The 18,887-nt window shown below is 71.2% G+C and carries 7 protein-coding genes; all 7 read left to right on the top strand.

All coding sequences use genetic code 11. The features are described from left to right. Positions 1–18 precede the first annotated feature (18 nt). A complete protein-coding gene (locus DA1_RS27625) occupies positions 19–303 on the top strand; it encodes an MbtH family protein (RefSeq protein WP_034395838.1) in 285 nt (94 codons plus the stop codon). 5 nt (positions 304–308) lie between these two features. Further along, on the top strand, positions 309–1,052 hold the full coding sequence (locus DA1_RS27620) for a thioesterase II family protein (protein WP_034395835.1): 744 nt from the start codon (positions 309–311) through the stop codon (positions 1,050–1,052). Beyond that, a complete protein-coding gene (locus tag DA1_RS27615; protein ID WP_012206557.1) occupies positions 1,030–1,719 on the top strand; it encodes a 4'-phosphopantetheinyl transferase family protein in 690 nt (229 codons plus the stop codon). The genes DA1_RS27620 and DA1_RS27615 overlap by 23 nt, the downstream gene beginning before the upstream one ends. Beyond that, positions 1,716–2,705, top strand: a complete 990-nt coding sequence (locus DA1_RS27610; RefSeq protein WP_016450666.1) for a TauD/TfdA family dioxygenase — start codon at positions 1,716–1,718, stop codon at positions 2,703–2,705. The genes DA1_RS27615 and DA1_RS27610 overlap by 4 nt, the downstream gene beginning before the upstream one ends. 20 nt (positions 2,706–2,725) lie before the next feature. Beyond that, positions 2,726–8,086: a non-ribosomal peptide synthetase gene (locus DA1_RS27605; RefSeq protein WP_034395832.1), complete on the top strand. Its 5,361-nt coding sequence runs from the start codon at positions 2,726–2,728 to the stop codon at positions 8,084–8,086. Next, complete coding sequence (locus DA1_RS27600) at positions 8,086–12,774, top strand: type I polyketide synthase (RefSeq protein ID WP_034395829.1); 4,689 nt, start codon at positions 8,086–8,088, stop codon at positions 12,772–12,774. Before DA1_RS27605 ends, DA1_RS27600 begins: the two co-directional genes overlap by 1 nt. A gap of 10 nt (positions 12,775–12,784) precedes the next feature. Next, positions 12,785–18,887: non-ribosomal peptide synthetase (locus DA1_RS27595; protein ID WP_162269890.1), on the top strand; the 6,103-nt coding region annotated here is incomplete at its 3' end.

Here is an 18,887-nt window from a genome sequence, read left to right as displayed (position 1 = left end):
CTGCACAAGGACGCCTGCATGTCTACAAGCTGCTTCGACCGCGAAGACGAAACCTTCATCGTTCTGGTCAACCACGAGGAACAGTATTCCATCTGGCCGCACTGGAAGGCCGTGCCCGGCGGCTGGACCGCCGTGGAGGGCGTGAAGGGCGACAAGAAAACCGTGCTCGACTACGTGGACGCCACCTGGACCGACATGCGACCCAAGTCGCTGCGCGTGTGGATGCAGCAGCAGGAGCAGGCGGGAGCCGGCGCCGCGCTGCAAAGCGATACCGATACCGTTATCGAAACCGCAGCGGGCTGACGCGCATGCACGCGCCGCTGACCCTGCTGTGCCTGCCATGCGCAGGCGCCAGCGCCACCATGTACCTGCGCTGGCGCAGGCTGCTGCCCCACTGGATCCGCATTGCGCCGGTGGAGCTGCCGGGGCGGGGCAGCCGGCTGGGCGAGCCTGCGGTCGAGGACTTCGGGCAACTGGTCTCGCTGCTGTGCGCCGAGCAGCGCCAGGCCATGCGCGGCCGCTTTGCGCTGCTGGGCCACAGCATGGGCGCGCTGCTGGCCTTCGGCATGGCGCGGCAGTTGCGCGAGCAGGGCAGGGAGTTGCCGCTGGCCCTGATTGCCTCGGGCAGCCCGGCACCGGCCTGCCGCGATCCCGAGCGCTTTGCGGGCAAGGGCGACGATGCGGCGCTGATTGCCGATCTGCGCAGGCAGGGCGGCACGCCCGAAGAGGTGTTTGCCAGCCCCGAGCTCATGCGCATCACGCTGGATGTGCTGGGGTCCGACTACCGCGTCTGCGAGAGCTTCGGCCATGTGCCCGCTGCGGGCCTGCCGCTGCCGGTGCACGTCTTTGCGGGGCGGCAGGACGACATCGAGGCGCCCCGCGTCCAGGCCTGGTCGCAGGAGGCCGCCGGGGCCTTCACGCTGGACTGGTTCGAGGGCGGGCATTTCTTCATCAAGCAGCGCGAAGGCGATGTGCTGGCCGTGCTGGCGCAGCGCCTGGCCGGGTCCCAGTCACTCCAGGGGGAAATCCATGCAGCTCGTGTCCGTGCGTGAGGCCATGAGCCAGGGCATCGAGGTCTTCAGGCTGGACCTGGACCTGTCGGCCGAGCTGAGCGACAGCCTGCCGCACCTGACCCCCGAAGAGCGCGGTCGCGCCGCGCGCTTCGTGCGGGCCGCCGACCGGCTGCGCTTCGCACAGACGCGCGCTGCCACGCGGCGGCTGCTGGGGCGCAGGCTGGGCTGCTGCCCGGCCGATGTGCCGCTGGCGGTCGGCGTCCACGGCAAGCCCTTTGTCGACGAGGACCCGCTGCGGGCACCGCTCTTCAATGTCTCGCATTCGGGCGGGCATGCGCTGATCGCGCTGGCCGATCCCGGTGGCGTGCTGCATCTGGGCGTGGACATCGAGCAGCACAAGCCCGACCTCGATGCCGAGGTCATGCTCGACGCCGTCTGCACCGACCAGGAACGCGCCAGCGTGCGCCGTGCGCCTGATCGGCTGGCGGCCTTCTACCAGCGCTGGGTGGGCAAGGAAGCCGTGCTCAAGGCCATCGGCATCGGCGTGGCCGACCACCTGCGCTCCATAGGCATCAGCCCGGGAGGGGACGGACGGCTGGCCATCGCCTGCGCGGTCCCCGACTGGAATGGTTTTCAAGCGATGGCGCTGCCAGCGCCGCCGGGCTACGCGGCAGCTCTTGCGTGGCGCACCAAGGAATCGACATGAACGAAACCCTCCAGCGCTTCGAGCGCAAGGCCCCCGCGGGCTCGCTGCTTCCCCAGCTCATCACGCCCGCCCAGCCGGGCCAGGACCTGCTGGCCGCGCTGCCGCCGCTGCGCCGCGACATCGACGAGGCCCTGCTGACCACGGGCGGCGTGCTGCTGCGTGGCTTTGGCGTGCCCGATGTGGAGACCTTCCAGCGCTTCGCCTCGGCCTTCGGCCACCCGCTGCTCAAGTACGAGTTTGCCTCCACGCCGCGCAGCGCGGTCGAGGCCTCCAGCGGCGCGGGCGTCTACACCTCCACCGAATACCCGGCCCACCAGAGCATTCCGCTGCACAACGAGCAGGCCTACACGCGCGAGTGGCCCATGAAGATCTGGTTCCACTGCGTCACCGCATCGCCCGAGGGCGGCGAGACGCCGATTGCCGACAGCCGTGCGGTCTACCGCCGCATTCCGGCGCGCATCCGCGAGCTGTTCGAGCCCGGCATCCTCTACGTGCGCAACTTCGGCGAGATGGACGTGCCCTGGCAGAAGGTCTTCAACACCGAAAGCCGCGCCGAGGTCGAGGCCTTCTGCCGCCATGCGCGCATGGACTGGGAGTGGAAGGAGGACGACGGCCTGCGCACACGCCAGCTGTGCCAGGCCATGGAAAGCCATCCCGTCACGGGCGAGATGGTCTGGTTCAACCAGGCCCACCTGTTCCACATCTCGGCGCGCGAGCCCGAGGAGCGCGAGGTGCTGGAGGAGGTCTACGGCATCGAGAACCTGCCGCGCAACACCTTCTTCGCCGACGGCTCCACCATCGGCGACGACATCTTCGCCGAGGTGCGCGCCGCGCTGGACGCCGAGACCGTCAGCTTCCCCTGGGAGCAGGGCGACGTGCTGATGCTGGACAACATGCTCGTGGCCCATGCCCGCTCGCCCTTCAAGGGGCCGCGCAAGGTCATCGTCGCCATGGCCGAGCCGCGCAGCAATCTGGACCGTTTCTGAGAACCCGGGAGGCAGCTGACATGCTGAGTGGACAAAGTGCAATCGCGGCAGCAGGCCAGGCGCCGGCCAGCCTGGTCGAGCACCTGAGGGGGCTGGCGCAGCAGCGGCCCGACGACATCTGGCTCACCGTGGCCGCCGTGAAGGACGGCCGCGTGGTCGAGCGCAGCCACAGCTATGGCGAGTTCGACCGCCGCGTGCGCGCGCTGGCCGCCCGGCTGCAGCAGCTGTGCCCCGTGGGCGCGCGCGCCCTGGTGATGATGGACAACGACGAGCACTACGCCGCCAGCATGCTGGCCTGCTTCTACGCGGGCGTGATCGCCGTGCCGGTGCCGCCGCTGGAATCGCTGCGCGTGCAGCACCTGGAGCGGCTGCTGGGCATCGTGGGCGACGCGGATGCGGCCTGCGTGATCAGCACGGCCGAAGTGATGCAGGCCCTGCCCGGTGCCGATGCGCGCTTTGCCAGCATTGCCGCCGTGGCCGCCGACCAGGTGGACCTGGCCGATGCCGACGCCTGGCGGCCCCATGCCCCGGCTGCCGACGACATCGCCTTCCTGCAATACACCTCGGGCTCCACCTCGGCGCCCAAGGGCGTGATGGTCAGCCACGGCAACCTCATCGCCAACGAGGCCGCCATCCAGCAGCGCATGGACATCGGCGCGGGCGACCGCTTCATGTCCTGGGCGCCGCTGTACCACGACATGGGCCTGATCGGCGGACTGCTGCAGCCGCTGTACAGCGGGCTGCCGCTGGTGCTGACCTCGCCGCGCCTCTTTCTGGAAAGCCCGGTGCGCTGGCTGGAGCTGATCTCGCGCCACCGCGCCACCATCAGCGGCGGCCCCGACTTCGCCTACCGCATGTGCCTGGAGCGCATCAAGCCGTCGCAACTGGCGCAGCTGGACCTGTCGAGCTGGCGGCTGGCCTACACGGGTGCCGAACCCGTGCGTGCCGACACCGTCACGGCCTTCGCGCAGCGCTTTGCCGCCTGCGGCCTGCGGCCCGACGCGGCCTATGCCTGCTACGGCCTGGCCGAAGCCACCCTGTTCGTCACCGGCGGCAGTTGCGGCGCAGGCGCCACGATCACGTCCTTCGATACCGAGGCCCTGGGCCAGGGCCGGGCCGAGGAAAGCTCCGGCGCCTCGCAGACCACCCCGCTGGTGGGCTGCGGCCCCGCCGTTCCCGGCCATTCGGTGAACATCGTCGATCCGCACAGCCTGCAGGTGCTGGAGCCCGGCCGCGTGGGCGAGATCTGGGCGCACGGCCCCAGCATCAGCCAGGGCTACTGGGGCAAGCCGCAGCAAACGCAGCAGGCCTTTGTCGAGCATGCAGGCCGGCGCTGGCTGCGCACGGGCGACCTGGGCTTCGTGCACGGCGGGCAGGTCCATGTGGCGGGCCGCATCAAGGACCTGATCATCGTGCGCGGGCACAACCTCTACCCGCAGGACATCGAGCGCGTGGTCGAGGCCGAGGTCGAAGCCGTGCGCAAGGGGCGCGTGGCCGCTTTTGCGGTGGACATCGATGGCCGGGAAGGCATAGGCATTGCTGCCGAAGTCTCGTTCGGCATGCAAAAGCTGGTGCCGGCCCAGGCCCTGGTCGATGCACTGAGCACCGCCGTGGGTGCGCAGTGCGGCGAGGCGCCCCGGGTGATCGTGCTGCTCAACCCCGGCGCCTTGCCCCGCACCTCCAGCGGCAAGCTGCAGCGCGCAGCCTGCCGCCAGGGCTGGTCCGCGCGCACGCTGGATGCCTGGGCCGTGTTCGAGTCGGGCCGCTTCGCGGGCGGCGGCAGCCAGGCACCGCAGGAGGCGGGTGCGGCAGATCCCACCACAAGCACGCTGGCCGGCCTGTGGTGCGAGGTGCTCGGTGGCGATGCCCTGCACAAGCCGGCCGGCGAGACCAACTTCTTCGCGCAAGGCGGCAACTCCCTGGCCGCCGTGCGGCTGGCCGCGCGCATCTGCCGGCAATGGTCCCTGGAGTATCCAGCCGGGCGGGTCTTCGAGCACCCGCGGCTGCGCGACCAGGCGCAGGACATCGACCGGCTGTGCCAACAGCGCCAGCCGGGCACGGCGCTGCAGCGCATTGCCCCGCTGGCCGAGGCCCGTCGCGCCATGCCCCTGCCGCTGACGCCGGCCCAGCAGCGCCAATGGTTTCTCTGGAAGATGGATACGCGCAGCACGGCCTACCACGTGCAGGGCGCCCTGCGCATCACCGGGCCGCTGGATGCTGGCGCCCTGCGTGCAGCCGTGCAGGGCCTTGCCGAACGGCACGGTTCGCTGCGCACGGTATTCAACGCCCGGCCCGATGGGGAGGTCGAGCAGCGCCTGGACCCCCAGGGCAGGCTGGAGCTGCAGTGGCTGGATGCCGCGCAGGCCGCGCAGGGCAAGCCCGCGCAGCGCGAGGAGCACGCCGCCCAATGGCTGCAGGCGCTGTGCGCCCAGCCCTTTGATCTGCAGCAGGGGCCGCTGGCCCGGGCTGCCCTGGTGCAGCTGCAGGCCAATGAGCACATCCTGGCGCTGGTGATGCACCACATCGTCTCCGACGGCGCCTCCATGCAGATCCTGCTGGACGATCTGGCGGCGCTGTATGCCGGCGCCCCGGACAGCGGCCCGGCGCTGCAGTATGTGGACTACGCCGTCTGGCAGCGGGAGCAGGCTCAGCAGGCCCAGCAAGGCCAACAGGCCTCGCTGGCCTACTGGCTGGAACGGTTGCAGGTGCCCCCAGGCGAGGCCCAGCCTGTGCTGGCCCTGCCTACCGACCATCCGCGCCAGGCGCTGGCACGCTATCGGGCGGGACGGCACAGCTTCGAGCTGTCCGGCGCAACCTTGCAGGCGCTGCGCGCGCAGGCCCGCCAGCAGGGAGACACGCTCTTCACGCTGCTGCTGGCAGGATGGCAGGCGTTGCTGTACCGCTACACGGGGCAGGAGGACATCCGCGTCGGCGTGCCCGTGGCCAACCGCGCGCATGCCGACCTGCAGGGCGTGGTCGGCTTTTTCGTCAACACCCTGGTGCTGCGCAACCGCATCGATGGGCGCATGCGCCTGGCCGACGTGCTGCAGCAGGCCCGCGAGGCGGCGCAGGGCGCGCAGGCCCACCACGATCTGCCGTTCGAGCAACTGGTGGAGGCGCTGCAGCCGCAGCGCAGCCTGGCGCACAGCCCCTTGTTCCAGGTGCTGTTCAATCATCTGGTGGAGGACTGGCACGCGCTGCAGCAGGTGCCGGGCTGGACCGTGGCCGGCCAGCCGCTGGCGGCCGCAGATGCGCAGTTCGAGCTGACCGTGGAAGTGCGCGTGCGCTCCGATGGCAGCCTGGGCATCAGCCTGGTCTATGCCCGCGAGCTGTTCGCGCCGGGCAGCATGCAGCGCCTGGCCGCCCACTATGCGGCCATGCTGGACGCACTGGCGCACCAGCCCCAATGTGCCGTGGACGAGGTGCCGCTGCTGGGTCCCGGCGAACGCCAGCAACTGGCGGCCTGGAGCTGCAATGACCAGATCCTGCACGGCGGCGACATCGTGCACCGCCGCTTCGAGCAGCAGGTGGCGCGCAGCCCCGATGCCCCGGCCCTGTGCCTGGGCGAGGCCACGCTGGGCTACGCCGAGCTCAATGCGCGCGCCAACCGGCTGGCGCATCACCTGATTGCATCGGGCGTGCGGCCCGGCGTGCCGGTGGGCATTGCCATGGAGCGCTCCATCGAGATGGTCGTGGGGCTGCTGGCCATCATGAAGGCCGGCGCGGCCTATGTGCCCATCGACCCCGAGCACCCGGCCGACCGCATCGCCTACATGCTGGAGGACAGCGGCGTGTCCCTGGTGCTGGTGCAGCCGCAGGTGCGTGACCGCCTGCCGGCCAGCTGCAGTGCCCAACTGGTCGATGTGCCGGGCCTGGCGTCCCGGCTGCAGGACATGCCGGCCCACAACCCGGCCGTTGCCCTGCATGGCGACAGCCTGGTCTATGTGATCTACACGTCGGGTTCGACCGGGCGTCCCAAGGGCGCGGCCAACCGCCACCGTTCGCTGTGCAACCGCCTGGCGTGGGGGCAGATGCATCAGCCGCTGGGCCCGGGCGATACGGTGCTGCAGAAAACGCCCTTCGGCTTCGACATCTCCTTCTGGGAATTCTTCTGGCCGCTGACCACCGGCGCACGCCTGGCGCTGGCCGCCCCCGGCGACCACCGCGATCCCCGGCGCCTGGCCGAGCTGATAGCGCGCCACCAGGTCAGCACCATCCACTTCGTGCCGTCCATGCTGCAGGCCTTCATGGCGCACCCGGCGGCCGCCACCTGCCAGGGGCTGCAGCGCATCATCTGCAGCGGCGAGGCCCTGTCCGCCGAATTGCAGGCGGCCGTGCTGCAGGCCTTCCCCGGCACCCGCCTGCTCAATCTCTACGGCCCCACGGAGGCGGCCATCGAGGTCACCTGGTGGGACTGCCGGGACGAGGGCGCGTTGTCCGTGCCCATAGGCCGCCCCGTGGCCGGGCTGCGCACCCATGTGCTGGATGCCGCGCTCAACGAGGTGCCGCGCGGCGTGGCTGGCGAGCTGTACCTGGGCGGTGTGGGCCTGGCGCGCGGCTACTGGCGGCGGCCGGGCCTGAGCGCCGAGCGCTTTGTCGCCGACCCCGCCAGCCGCACGGGCGAGCGCCTGTACCGCACGGGCGACCTGGTGCGCTGGCGCGGCGACGGCCAGATCGACTACCTGGGCCGCGTGGACCACCAGGTGAAGATCCGCGGCTTTCGCATCGAGTTGGCCGAGGTGGAGGCCCAACTGCTGGCCCACCCCGCCGTGCGCGAGGCCGTGGTGGTCGCCCGCCAGGCGGCCGACGGTGCGCGGCTGGCCGCCTTTGTCTCGGTGCAGCAGGGACAGTGCCTGGACATGGCCGCGCTGCGCAGCGCGCTGGCCGCAGCCCTGCCCGACTACATGCTGCCCTCGTCCATCACCGTGCTGGATGCCTTGCCCCTGAACGCCAACGGCAAGGTGGACCGCAAGGCGCTGCCCGAGGCGCCCACCCTGCCGGCCCTGGAGCGCCAGGCCTACGAGCCGCCCGAGGGCGGCGTGGCCGCGACCATTGCCGCCCTCTGGGCCCAGGTGCTGGGCGTGGAGCGCATAGGCGCCAGCGACAACTTCTTCGACCTGGGCGGGCATTCGCTTCAGCTCATCCGCGTGCATGGCCTGCTGGAGTCGCGGCTGGGCCGGGAGCTGTCCCTGGTCGATCTCTTCAAGCACCCCACGGTGTCGGCCCTGGCGCGGCGCATCGAGCAGGGCGCAGATGGCGAGGGCGAGGGCGAGGGCGACGGCGCCGCGCAGGCGGCCGCCGCCCGGGACGGCATGGACGCGGCCCAGCGCCGCCGCGAGGCGCTGCTGCAGCGCAAGCGCCACATCGAAAGGACCCTCTGATGCCTTCTTCCTCCGAAACCACCGGCCTGGAGATCGCCGTCATCGGCATGGCCGGGCGCTTTCCGGGCGCCGACGACATCGACCGCTTCTGGGCCAACATCCGTGACGGCGTCGAGTCCGTGAAGCGCTACAGCGACGATGAGCTGCGCGCCTTGGGCGTGCCCCAGGCCCTGCTGGACGATGCCGGCTACGTGAAGGCCGGCGTGCCGCTGGCCGGCATGGACCTCTTCGATGCCGACTTCTTCGGCTACACCCCGCGCGATGCCGAGCAGCTGGACCCGCAGCACCGCCTTTTTCTGGAATGCGCGTGGCAGGCGCTGGAGCACGCGGGCTACGAGGGACGGCGCCATCCCGGCGCCATCGGCGTGTATGCGGGCACGGGCGCCAGCGTCTACCTGATGCGCCATCTGCTGCCCCGCCATGCGCCGGGCCCTGGCGCCCAGGTCGCCGACCTGCTGGGCCTGATGAGCGGCAACATGGCCGATGCCCTGGCCACGCGCGTGGCCTACAAGCTGGACCTGCGCGGCCCGGCCGTCACCGTGCAGACGGCCTGCTCGACCTCGCTGATGGCCGTCCACACCGCCTGCCAGGCACTGCTGGGCCATGAATGCGCCATGGCGCTGGCCGGGGGCGTCTCGCTCAACCTGCTGCAAAACGGCGGCTACCGCTACCAGGCCGGAGCCATCTTCTCGCCGGACGGGCATTGCCGCGCCTTCGATGCCCAGGCCGCAGGCACGCTGCAGGGCAGCGGCGCGGGCATTGTGGTGCTCAGGCGCCTGGACGATGCGCTGCGCGACGGCGACACCATCCACGCCGTCATCCTGGCCAGCGCCGCCAACAACGATGGCGCAGACAAGGTAGGCTTCACGGCGCCCGGCGTCAACGGCCAGGCCGCCGTGGTGCGCGCGGCGCAGGCCCTGGCGGGCGTGCCGGCCGACACCATCGGCTATGTGGAAGCCCATGGCACGGGCACGGCGCTGGGCGACCCCATCGAGATCGCGGCGCTGACCCAGGCCTTTCGCGCCAGCACGCAGCGCAGGGGCTACTGCGCCATCGGATCGGTGAAGACCAATATCGGCCATCTCGATGCGGCCGCCGGTGTCACGGGCCTGATCAAGACGGTGCTCTCGCTGCGGCATGCCACCTTGCCGCCCAGCCTGCATTTCGAGCGGCCGCACCCGCAGATCGACTTCGAGCGCAGTCCCTTCCATGTCAACACCGTGGCCAAGCCCTGGCCCCAGGCGGCCACGCCGCGCCGCGCGGGCGTGAGCGCCTTCGGCATTGGCGGCACCAATGTCCATGTGGTGCTGCAGGAGGCTGCTGCCGCCCCTGCCACCTCTGCCACTCCTTCCAGTGCACCGGCGGATGCAGCCCGGGGCTGGCAGGTGCTGCCGCTGTCCGCTCGCAGCCCCCGTGCGCTGGACGAAGCGGCGTGCCGCCTGGCCGCCCATCTGCAGCAGGCCGGCAGTGGCCTGTCGCTGGACGATGTGGCCCACACCCTGCAGCAGGGCCGCCGCGCCTTCGGCCATCGCCGTGCCGTGGTGGCAGACGGTATGGGCATGGCGGTGGAGGGCCTGCACCTCTCTGCTACTGCTGCTGCTGCTTCTGCTGCTGCGCCGGCAGGCCAGGCCACCGAGGTGCCGGCACAGCCGCCCGGCGTGGCCTTTCTTTTCCCGGGCGGGGGCGTGCAGCACGCCAACATGGGCCTGGACCTGTACCGCGACGGCGGTGTGTTCCGGCAGGAGGTGGACCGCTGCTGCGAGCTGCTGCAGGCCGAAACAGGCTGGGACCTGCGCCAGTGGCTGTTCCACGCCCCGGGTGAAGAGGTGGAGGCCGACGCGGCGCTGTCCGCCATGGACAAGGCCCAGCCGGCCCTGTTCGTGATCGGCTATGCGCTGGCCCGGATGTGGATGGCACGCGGCGTGCAGCCCGTGTCCATGCTGGGCCACAGCCTGGGCGAGTATGTGGCGGCCTGCCTGGCCGGCGTGTTCGAGCTGCCGCATGCCCTGCGCATCGTCGCGGCGCGCGGCCGCCTGCTGCAGTCGCTGCCGCAGGGCGCCATGACCTCGGTGCCCCTGGCCGAGGCCGAGCTGCAATCCCTGCTGGACGCGGGCTGCGACCTGGGTGCCGTCAACGGCGAACGCCTGTGCGTGCTGTCCGGCCCGCTGGCCGCCATCGAGGCGGCCGAAGGGGCGCTGCGCTCGCGCGACATCACCGCCCGCCGGCTGCACATTGCCGTGGCCTCGCACTCGGCCATGACCGAGCCCCTGCTGGCGCAGCTGGAGCAGGTGGTGGCCAGCGTGCCCCGGCATGCGCCGCGCCTGGCCTTCATCTCCAGCGTGACCGGCAGGCCCATCACGGCCGAGCAGGCCATGAGCCCCGCCTACTGGGCCCGCCACCTGCGCCATACCGTGCGCTTTGCGGACGGGCTGGACGAGCTTGTGCGAGAGCCGGGCCGTGTGCTGCTGGAGGTAGGCCCCGGCCAGGCCCTTACCGCCCTGGCCCGCCAGCATGCGCGCGCCGCCACGGCGGCCGGCATCTGGCCCAGCCAGGCCCATCCCCAGCAGACCGCACGCAGCGCGCAGCTGCTGGCGCAGGCCGTTGCCGGCCTGTGGTGCGCGGGCGTGGACATCGACTGGACTGCCTGCCGGGGCGGGCGGCCAGGGCGGCGCGTGCCGCTGCCGACCTATGCCTTCCAGCGCCGCTCCTTCTGGGTGCAGGCGGCGGGGCAGGGTGGCGATGCACCGAAAGCGGCAGGTACGGCAGGTCCCTCGGCGACCGCCGGTCCGTTCTACGCAGCCGCTTGGCAGCGCAGTCCCTTGCAGTTGGCGGCAGGCACCGCCGCAGCCGCAGCCCAGGTGGCCCTGGTGTTTGGCGACGGCAGTGCCACGGCCGAGGCCCTGGTGCACGCATTGCGCGCGCAGGGCACCGATGTGGTCTGCGTGGAAGCGGGCGCCGCCCCCGCCTGCGCGGCCCCGGGCCGGCATGCCGTGCGCCCCGGCGAGCGCCGCGATTGCGATGACTTGCTCGAGGCGGTGCAGGCGCGGTTCGGCCCTGTGGACGCCATCTACCACCTGTGGGCCATGGGCGCGGCCGCCCCTGCGCCGCTGGAGCGCGGCTTTCACAGCGTGCTGGCCCTGGCGCAGGCGCTGGAGGCCCGTGCGCACGGTGCTGGAGGCCCGCGCGAAAGGCGGCTGCTGCTGGTGGCCGCAGGCGGTTCGGAAGATGTGACCGGGCTGGAAGCGCTGAACCCCGAGATGGCCGCCGTCTTTCCGCTGTGCAAGGCGATAGCGCAGGAATGCCCGTCCATCGACTGCCGTTTCGTCGATGTGGTGCAGGCGGGTTCGCCCGCAATGCAGGCCCGGCTGGCGCGCCAGTTGCTGGACGAAGCCCGCGCGCCGCATGGGCTGCGCGCGGCCGACACGGCCATCGCCCTGCGCGGTGCCCACCGCTGGCGCAAGACCTACGAGCCCCTGCAGTGGCAGGAAGCCGCAGCGCCGCGCCTGCGCAGGCAGGGCGTGTACCTGATCACGGGCGGCCTGGGCGGCGTGGGCCTGGCGCTGGCCCGGCATCTGGCCGTGCACTGGCAGGCCCGCCTGGTGCTGGTGGGCCGTACGGCGCTGCCTGCGCGCAGCCAATGGGAGGCGCTGGCCGCCGATGACGGGCAGCCGCGCACCCTGCGCCAGCAACTGTTGCAGTTGCTGGCCCTGGAGGCCGAGGGCGCCCAGGTGCTGACCCTGGCCGCCGATGTGGCCGACGCCGCGCAGATGCAGGCGGCGCTGGCGCAGGCGCACCAGCGCTTTGGCGCGCTGCATGGCGTGGTCCATGCCGCAGGCCATGCCGACAGCGGCATGCTGTCCACCCGCACGCGGGACAGCGTGGAGCGCGTATTCGCCCCCAAGCTGCGCGGCACCCGGCTGTTGCTGGACCTGCTGGGCACGCAGGACATGCAGGACATGCGGGCGCCGGACTTCGTACTGCTGTGCTCGTCCATCTCCAGCCTCACCGCAGGCCTGGGCAAGAGCGACTACGCCGCCGCCAATGCCTGCATGGATGCACTGGCGGCACTGGCCAGCCGCCAGCGCGCTTGGCCCGTCATCTCCGTGGACTGGGACGCCTGGCGTGACCTGGGCATGGCCGCCGGCATGCGCATTCCCGAGGGCATAGGCTGGAGCGGCGCAGAAGCGGCAGCGGTGTTCGAGCGCATCGTCAACGGCGATGTGCCGCACCAGGTGGTCATCTCCACCACCGACCTGCAGCAGCGCCTGGGCGAGATCGATGCCGGGCTGGTGGATGCGCTGGCAGAACCTGCCACCGAAGCCTTCGCCAAACCTGCCAACGGATCGCAGGCCCGTGGCGGCCATCCGCGCCCGGCGCTGCAGACCGCCTACGTTGCGGCCGAAGGCGAACTGCAGCAGGCCCTGGCCGCGCTGTGGACCGACATGCTGGGCATCGCCCCGGTGGGCGTGGACGACAACCTGTTCGAGCTGGGCGGCGACTCGCTGCTGGCCCTGCAGATCCTGGGCCGCGTGAAAAAGCGCTTTGGTGTCGAGCTGCACCCTGCCGCCTTCTTCAAGGCCCCCACCGTCGGCGAGCTGGCCGTGCTGGTGGAGACCCGGCTGATCGAGGAGATCGAGGCCACCGTTACCGATGAAGGCGATGCCCTTGCTGCCTTCGCATCTGCGTGAGAAGACCACCATGTCCCTGAACGATCTCGATTCCCGCAAGTCCCGCCTGTCCGATACGCAGCGTGCCGCACTGGCCCTGAGGCTCCGGGGTGTATCTGGTGCACCCGCTGCATCTGGCGTAGGTGGCGCAGGTGGCCTGCCGGACGGCGACGCCTGCAACACGACGGCCCACACCATCACCCGCTGCGACCGCACGCTGGCCATTGCCCTGTCCCCCGCGCAGCGCAGCCTCTGGCTCACCTGGCGGCTGGAGCCCGCCAGCCCCGCCTACAACATGGTGGGATCGCTGTCGCTCAAGGGGCCGCTGGATGCGCTGGCGCTGGAGCAGGCGCTGCAGGCCCTGGCCGAGCGCCACGAGATCCTGCGCACCTGCTATCCGGCCGGCGAGGACGGCGAGCCCCGGCAGTCCATTCAGCCCGCCGCGCCCGTGCCCCTGCGCCATGTCGATCTGGGCGCATGGACGGACGGCGATCCGCAGGCCGAGGCGCAGCGCCAGGTGCTGCTGCTGGCCCGCCAGCCCTTTGCGCTGGACACGGAAACGCCATTGCGCGCCGTCCTGTGCCGGCTGGGCGCGCAGGAGCATGTGCTGGGCCTGTCGCTGCACCACATTGCGGGCGATGGCTGGTCCAACGGCATCGTGATCCAGGAGCTGTTCCACCTGTACGAGGCCCTGCGCACGCAGCAGCCATCGCGCCTGCCGGCCATGGCCCTGCAGTTCGCCGACTACGCCGTCTGGCAGCGCCGCTGGTTCGATGCCGGTGAGCGCGAGCGGCAGCTGGACTACTGGCGCGCCCGGCTGGGCACCGAGCACGAGGCCCTGGCCCTGCCGATGAAGCAGGCCAGGGCGGCCGCGCAGGAGGCACAGGAGCAGCGCCTGGAGTTCACGCTGCCCGCCGCACTGGCCACCCGCGTGCGTGCCCTGGGCCGCGCGCATGGCGCCTCGCTGTTCATGGTGATGCTGGCCCTGCTCAAGCTGGTGCTGTACCGCTTCAGCGGCACGCGCGAGCTGCGCGTGGGCACGCCCGTGGCCAACCGCCAGAAGGCCGAGACGCATGGGCTGATCGGCTACTTCCTGAACCTGCTGGTGCTGCGCACGCACATCGATCCCGCGCAGGACTTCGGCGCGCTGCTGGCGCAGGTGCGCGAGGCGGTGCTGGGCGCGCAGGCCCACCAGGACCTGCCGTTCCACCTGCTGGTCGAGGCGCTGCAGCCGGCCCGCCAGCCGGGCGTTCACCCGCTGTTCCAGGTCAAGTGCACCCAGCAGGAAGATGCCTCGGCCGCGCGCCACATCGCAGGCCTGGAGATCGCCATGCAGGCCGTCTCCAGCGGCCAGGCGCATTTCGACCTGAGCCTGGACTTCACCGACCGGCAGGACGGCATCGACTGCGTGCTGATCTATGCCGATGCCCTGTTCGACGAGGCCGTGGTGCGCGACATGGCCGCCGCATTCCAGGACCTTGCGCTGCAGGTCACCGGCGCAATCAGCGACAGGCAGCCTAGGCTCGGCGAGCTGTCGCTGCCAGGCCGCGTGTCGGAGTCTGCAGGCCCGGTGCAGGCCTTTGGCGCCGACAGCGTGCTGCAGCTCTGGTCGCGCGCCGTGCAGGCCCATCCCGATGGCACGGCGGTCAGGGACGCGGGCTCGGCACTGGACTATTCACAGCTGGACCGGCAGTCCGACCAGCTGGCCCGGGCCCTGGTGGCGCGCGGCGTGGGGGCCGATGTGCGGGTGGCCCTGCATGCCGAGCGCAGCTGCGCCTTTGTGCTGGGCCTGCTCGCCGTGCTCAAGGCCGGTGGCACCTATGTGCCCCTGGACCCCGGCCTGCCGGCGCAGCGGCTGGCCTGGCAGCTGCGCGACAGCGGCGCGGTGCTGATGCTCTGCCAGCAGGCGCCCGCCTGGGACGCGGGCGTTCCCCTGCTGAGCCTGGACCTGAATGCCTGCCAGGAGCCGTGCATTGCGGGGCAGGCGCCGCCGGCCGCGCCGCCGCATTCCGCACAGGGCGCCTATGTGATCTACACCTCGGGCTCGACCGGGCAGCCCAAGGGCGTGGTCGTCAGCCACGGGGCGCTGGCCTACTATGTGCAGGCCGTGCTGCAGCGGCTGGACCTGCCCGAGGCGGCGCGCAGCATGGCCATGGTCTCGACCGTGGCGGCGGACCTGGGGCACACCGTGCTGTTCGGCGCGCTGTGCTCGGGGCGCGCGCTGCATCTGATGGCGCCCGAACTGGCCTTCGACCCTGACGGCTTCGCGCGCTACATGGCAGAGCACCGCGTGGACGTGCTCAAGATCGTGCCCAGCCATCTGCAGGGGCTGCTCAATGCCGGCATGCCCGCTGACGTGCTGCCTGCCAGCCGCCTGGTGCTGGGCGGCGAGGCCACGCGCTGGCCGCTGATCGACCGCATCGCCGCGCTCAGGCCCGGCTGCCGTGTGCTCAACCATTACGGCCCCACCGAAACCACGGTGGGCATCCTCACCCAGGAGGCGGGCGAGGCGCTGCGTGGCGGCGAAAGCCTGCCCGTGGGCAGGCCGCTGGCCAATAGCCGCGCCCTGGTGCTTGATGCCGACCTGCAGCCCGTGCCCCTGGGCGCCAGTGGCGAGCTGTACCTGGGCGGGCCGGGCCTGGCGCGCGGCTACCGGGCCCGGCCCGGGCAGACGGCAGAGCGCTTCGTGGCCAGCCCGTTCCAGCCGGGCAAGCGCCTGTACCGCACGGGCGACCGCGTGACCATGCTGGCCGATGGCAGCCTGCAGTTCCTCGGCCGCATGGACGACCAGGTGAAGGTGCGCGGCTACCGCGTGGAGCTGCGCGAGGTGGCGCTGGCGCTGCAGGCCGTGCCCGGCGTGGCCCAGGCCGAAGTCGTGGCGCGGCTGGACGGGAATGGGGATGGGGATGGGGATGGGGGTGGGGGTGGGGGTGGGGGTGGGGACGGGCGCATGCAGCTGCATGCCTATGCCGTGCCCCAGGCCGGCGTGCCCGCCGACAGGCCGGGGTGGGCCGCCGCGCTGGCACAGGCGCTGCCCGAGTACATGGTGCCCGCCAGCATCACCGTGCTGGAGGGCATGCCCCTGACGGCCAACGGCAAGATCGACCGCAAGGCCCTGCCCGTGCCGGAGCAGGCGGCCGCCGATCTTTTCGAGGCGCCCCAAGGCGAGGCCGAGCAGGCGCTGGCCGCCGTCTGGGCCGACCTCTTCGGCCTGGAGCGCGCGGGCCGGCATGACGACTTCTTCGCGCTGGGCGGGGACTCCATCCTCGCGCTCAAGCTGGTGGCGCGCGCCCGCAAGCGCGGCGTCAAGCTCACGCCCAAGCAGCTGTTCACGGGCAAGACGCCAGCGGGTGTGGCACGGCTGGTGGAGGGACCGGTTGCCGGCGCCGAGCAGACCGAAGGCACGGCGCCCCTGCCCAGGGCCGACCGCAGTGGCCCGCTGCCGCTGTCCTTTGCGCAATTGCGCCAGTGGTTCCTGTGGCAGCTGGAGCCGGCCGGTACGGCCTATCACATCAGTGGGGCGCTGCGTCTGCTGGGCACGCTCGATGTGCTGGCGCTGCAGCAAAGCTTCGACGCGCTGGTGGCGCGCCACGAGTCGCTGCGCACGGTGTTCCGCATGGGCGGGGACGGGCAGGTGGTGCAGGTGATCGCCGCACAGGGCAGTGTGCGGGTCGAGCAAACGGATCTGTCCGAACTCCCCGCTGCGCAGCGTCAGGAACAACTGGAACAGGCGGCGGCTGCCGTGCACCGTCAGCCCTTCGACCTGCAGGCCGGGCCGCTGCTGCGCGTGGGCCTGATCCGGGAGTCGGCCGAGGCGCATCTGCTGGTCGTGGCCATGCACCACATCGTCTCCGACGGCTGGTCCATGCAGATCATCGTGGATGAATTCGTGCAGCAGTACCGCGCACGGTGCCAGGGACAGGTGCCGCAGGCCGCACCCCTGCCGCTGCAGTACGCCGACTACGCGGCCTGGCAGCGCCAGTGGCTGGAGGCCGGCGAGCGGCAGCGGCAACTGGCCTACTGGCGCGCCCAGCTGGGCGACACGCACCCCGTGCTGCAACTGCCCACCGACCACCCGCGCCGGCCCGGCGCGGACCATGTGGCCGCCAGCCATGGTCTGCAGCTGCCGGCCGATCTGGTCGGCAGCCTGCGCCGCCGCGCCCAGGCTCAGGACGCAACGCTGTTTGTGCTGCTGCTGGCCGGCCTGCAGGCCGTGCTGCACCGCTACACGGGCCAGGAAGACATTCGCGTGGGCGTGCCCATTGCCAACCGCCACCGGGTGGAAACGCAGGGCACGGTAGGCTTTTTCGTGAACACCCAGGTTCTGCGCGCGACGCTGGACGGGCGCATGGGCCTGGCGCAACTGCTGGACCAGGCCCGGCAGGCCGCCCAGGGCGCGCAGGCCCACCAGGACCTGCCCTTCGAGCAACTGGTCGAGGCGCTGCAGCCCGAACGCAACGCCGGCACCCAGCCGCTGTTCCAGGTGCTGTTCAACCACCAGCGCCAGGACCGCAGCGCGCTGCAGCAACTGCCTGGGCTGGAGCTGCAGGAATATGCGCTGCAGGGCCAGGGCGCCCAGTTCGAGCTGACCGTGGACACCACCGAGGATGCGCAGGGCCGCCTGCATCTGCGCCTGACCTATGCCCGCGAATTGTTCGAGGCTTCCACCATCGGCGCGCAGGCCGGCCACTATGTAGCCATGCTGCAGGCGCTGGCCGATGATCCGGCCCGCAAGGTGGGCGAGGTCGCCTTGCTGGGCGCGGCCGAACTGCACAGGCAGCAGGCATGGGGCCGCGCCGCTGCCCTGCCTGCCTGCCGCCTGGCCGCAGCGCAGACGCTGCACGGCCGCTTCGCCAGCCAGGCATTGGCGCGAGGCGGGGCGCAGGCGCTGTCCTTCGAGAACCACGGTCTCGGCTACGCAGAACTCGACGCCCAGGCCAACCGCCTGGCCCACCGCTTGATCACTCTGGGTGTGCGCCCGGAGACGCGCGTGGGCATTGCCATGCAGCGCTCGGTGGAGATGGTGGTCGGCCTGCTGGCCATCCTCAAGGCGGGTGGCGCCTATGTGCCGCTGGACCCGGACTACCCGACCGACCGGCTGGCGCACATGGTGGCCGACAGCGGGATCTCCCTGGTGCTGACGCAGGCTGCGGTGCGCGAGCGCATTCCCGGCGCTGCTGTGCTGCAGGTGCTGGAGATCGACACGCTGGACCTGTCGGGCGAACCCGATACCGATCCGCAGGTTGAAGTCTCGGCTGACAGCCTGGCCTATGTGATCTACACCTCGGGCTCGACAGGCAAACCCAAGGGCGCGCAACTGAGCCACCGCAACGTGGCACGGCTGCTGGATGCCACCGATGCCTGGTTCGGTTTCGGGCCTGACGATGTCTGGACCCTGTTCCACTCCTACGCCTTCGACTTCTCGGTCTGGGAGATCTTTGGCGCCCTGTGCACGGGCGGCCGGCTGGTGGTGGTGCCGTACTGGGTCAGCCGCTCGCCCCAGGACTTCCTGGCTTTGCTGCGTGCCGAGCGCGTAACGGTTCTCAATCAAACACCTTCGGCCTTTGGGCAACTGGTTCATGCCGTGGAGCAGGATGAAGAAGGCGGCGCTGGCCTGGCGCTGCGCCAGGTGATCTTCGGCGGCGAGGCGCTGGAGCCCGAGAGCCTGCGGCCCTGGTTTGATCGCTTCGGTGACCAGAGCCCCCAACTCAGCAACATGTACGGCATCACCGAGACCACGGTGCATGTGACGTACCGGCAGATCACCAAGACGGATCTGGATGGCGGACGCAGTCCCGTGGGCGTGGCGATTCCGGACCTGGGCCTGTATGTGCTCGATGGCAGCCTGAACCTGCTGCCGCAGGGCGTGGTGGGAGAGTTGTATGTGGCGGGTGAAGGCCTGGCACGCGGCTATCTCAACAGGCAAGGACTGACGGCAGAGCGTTTCATTGCCAACCCGTTCAGCGAGACGGGCGATCGCCTGTACCGCACGGGCGATCTGGTGCGCTGGAACGCTCAGGGCGAACTTGAATACCTGGGCCGTGCCGACCAGCAGGTCAAGATCCGGGGCTTCCGCATCGAGCTGGGCGAGGTGCAGTCGCAGCTGCTGGCCCAGCCTGAAGTGCGTGAGGCGG

Source organism: Delftia acidovorans NBRC 14950, assembly GCF_001598795.1.
GTDB lineage: Bacteria > Pseudomonadota > Gammaproteobacteria > Burkholderiales > Burkholderiaceae_C > Comamonas > Comamonas acidovorans.
This window is presented reverse-complemented; position numbering and strand designations above follow the sequence as displayed.

Coding starts and splice junctions, on each gene's coding strand:
- DA1_RS27625 (WP_034395838.1), top strand. CDS start 19: ATGTCTACAAGCTGCTTCGACCGCGAAGACGAAACCTTCATCGTTCTG.
- DA1_RS27620 (WP_034395835.1), top strand. CDS start 309: ATGCACGCGCCGCTGACCCTGCTGTGCCTGCCATGCGCAGGCGCCAGC.
- DA1_RS27615 (WP_012206557.1), top strand. CDS start 1,030: ATGCAGCTCGTGTCCGTGCGTGAGGCCATGAGCCAGGGCATCGAGGTC.
- DA1_RS27610 (WP_016450666.1), top strand. CDS start 1,716: ATGAACGAAACCCTCCAGCGCTTCGAGCGCAAGGCCCCCGCGGGCTCG.
- DA1_RS27605 (WP_034395832.1), top strand. CDS start 2,726: ATGCTGAGTGGACAAAGTGCAATCGCGGCAGCAGGCCAGGCGCCGGCC.
- DA1_RS27600 (WP_034395829.1), top strand. CDS start 8,086: ATGCCTTCTTCCTCCGAAACCACCGGCCTGGAGATCGCCGTCATCGGC.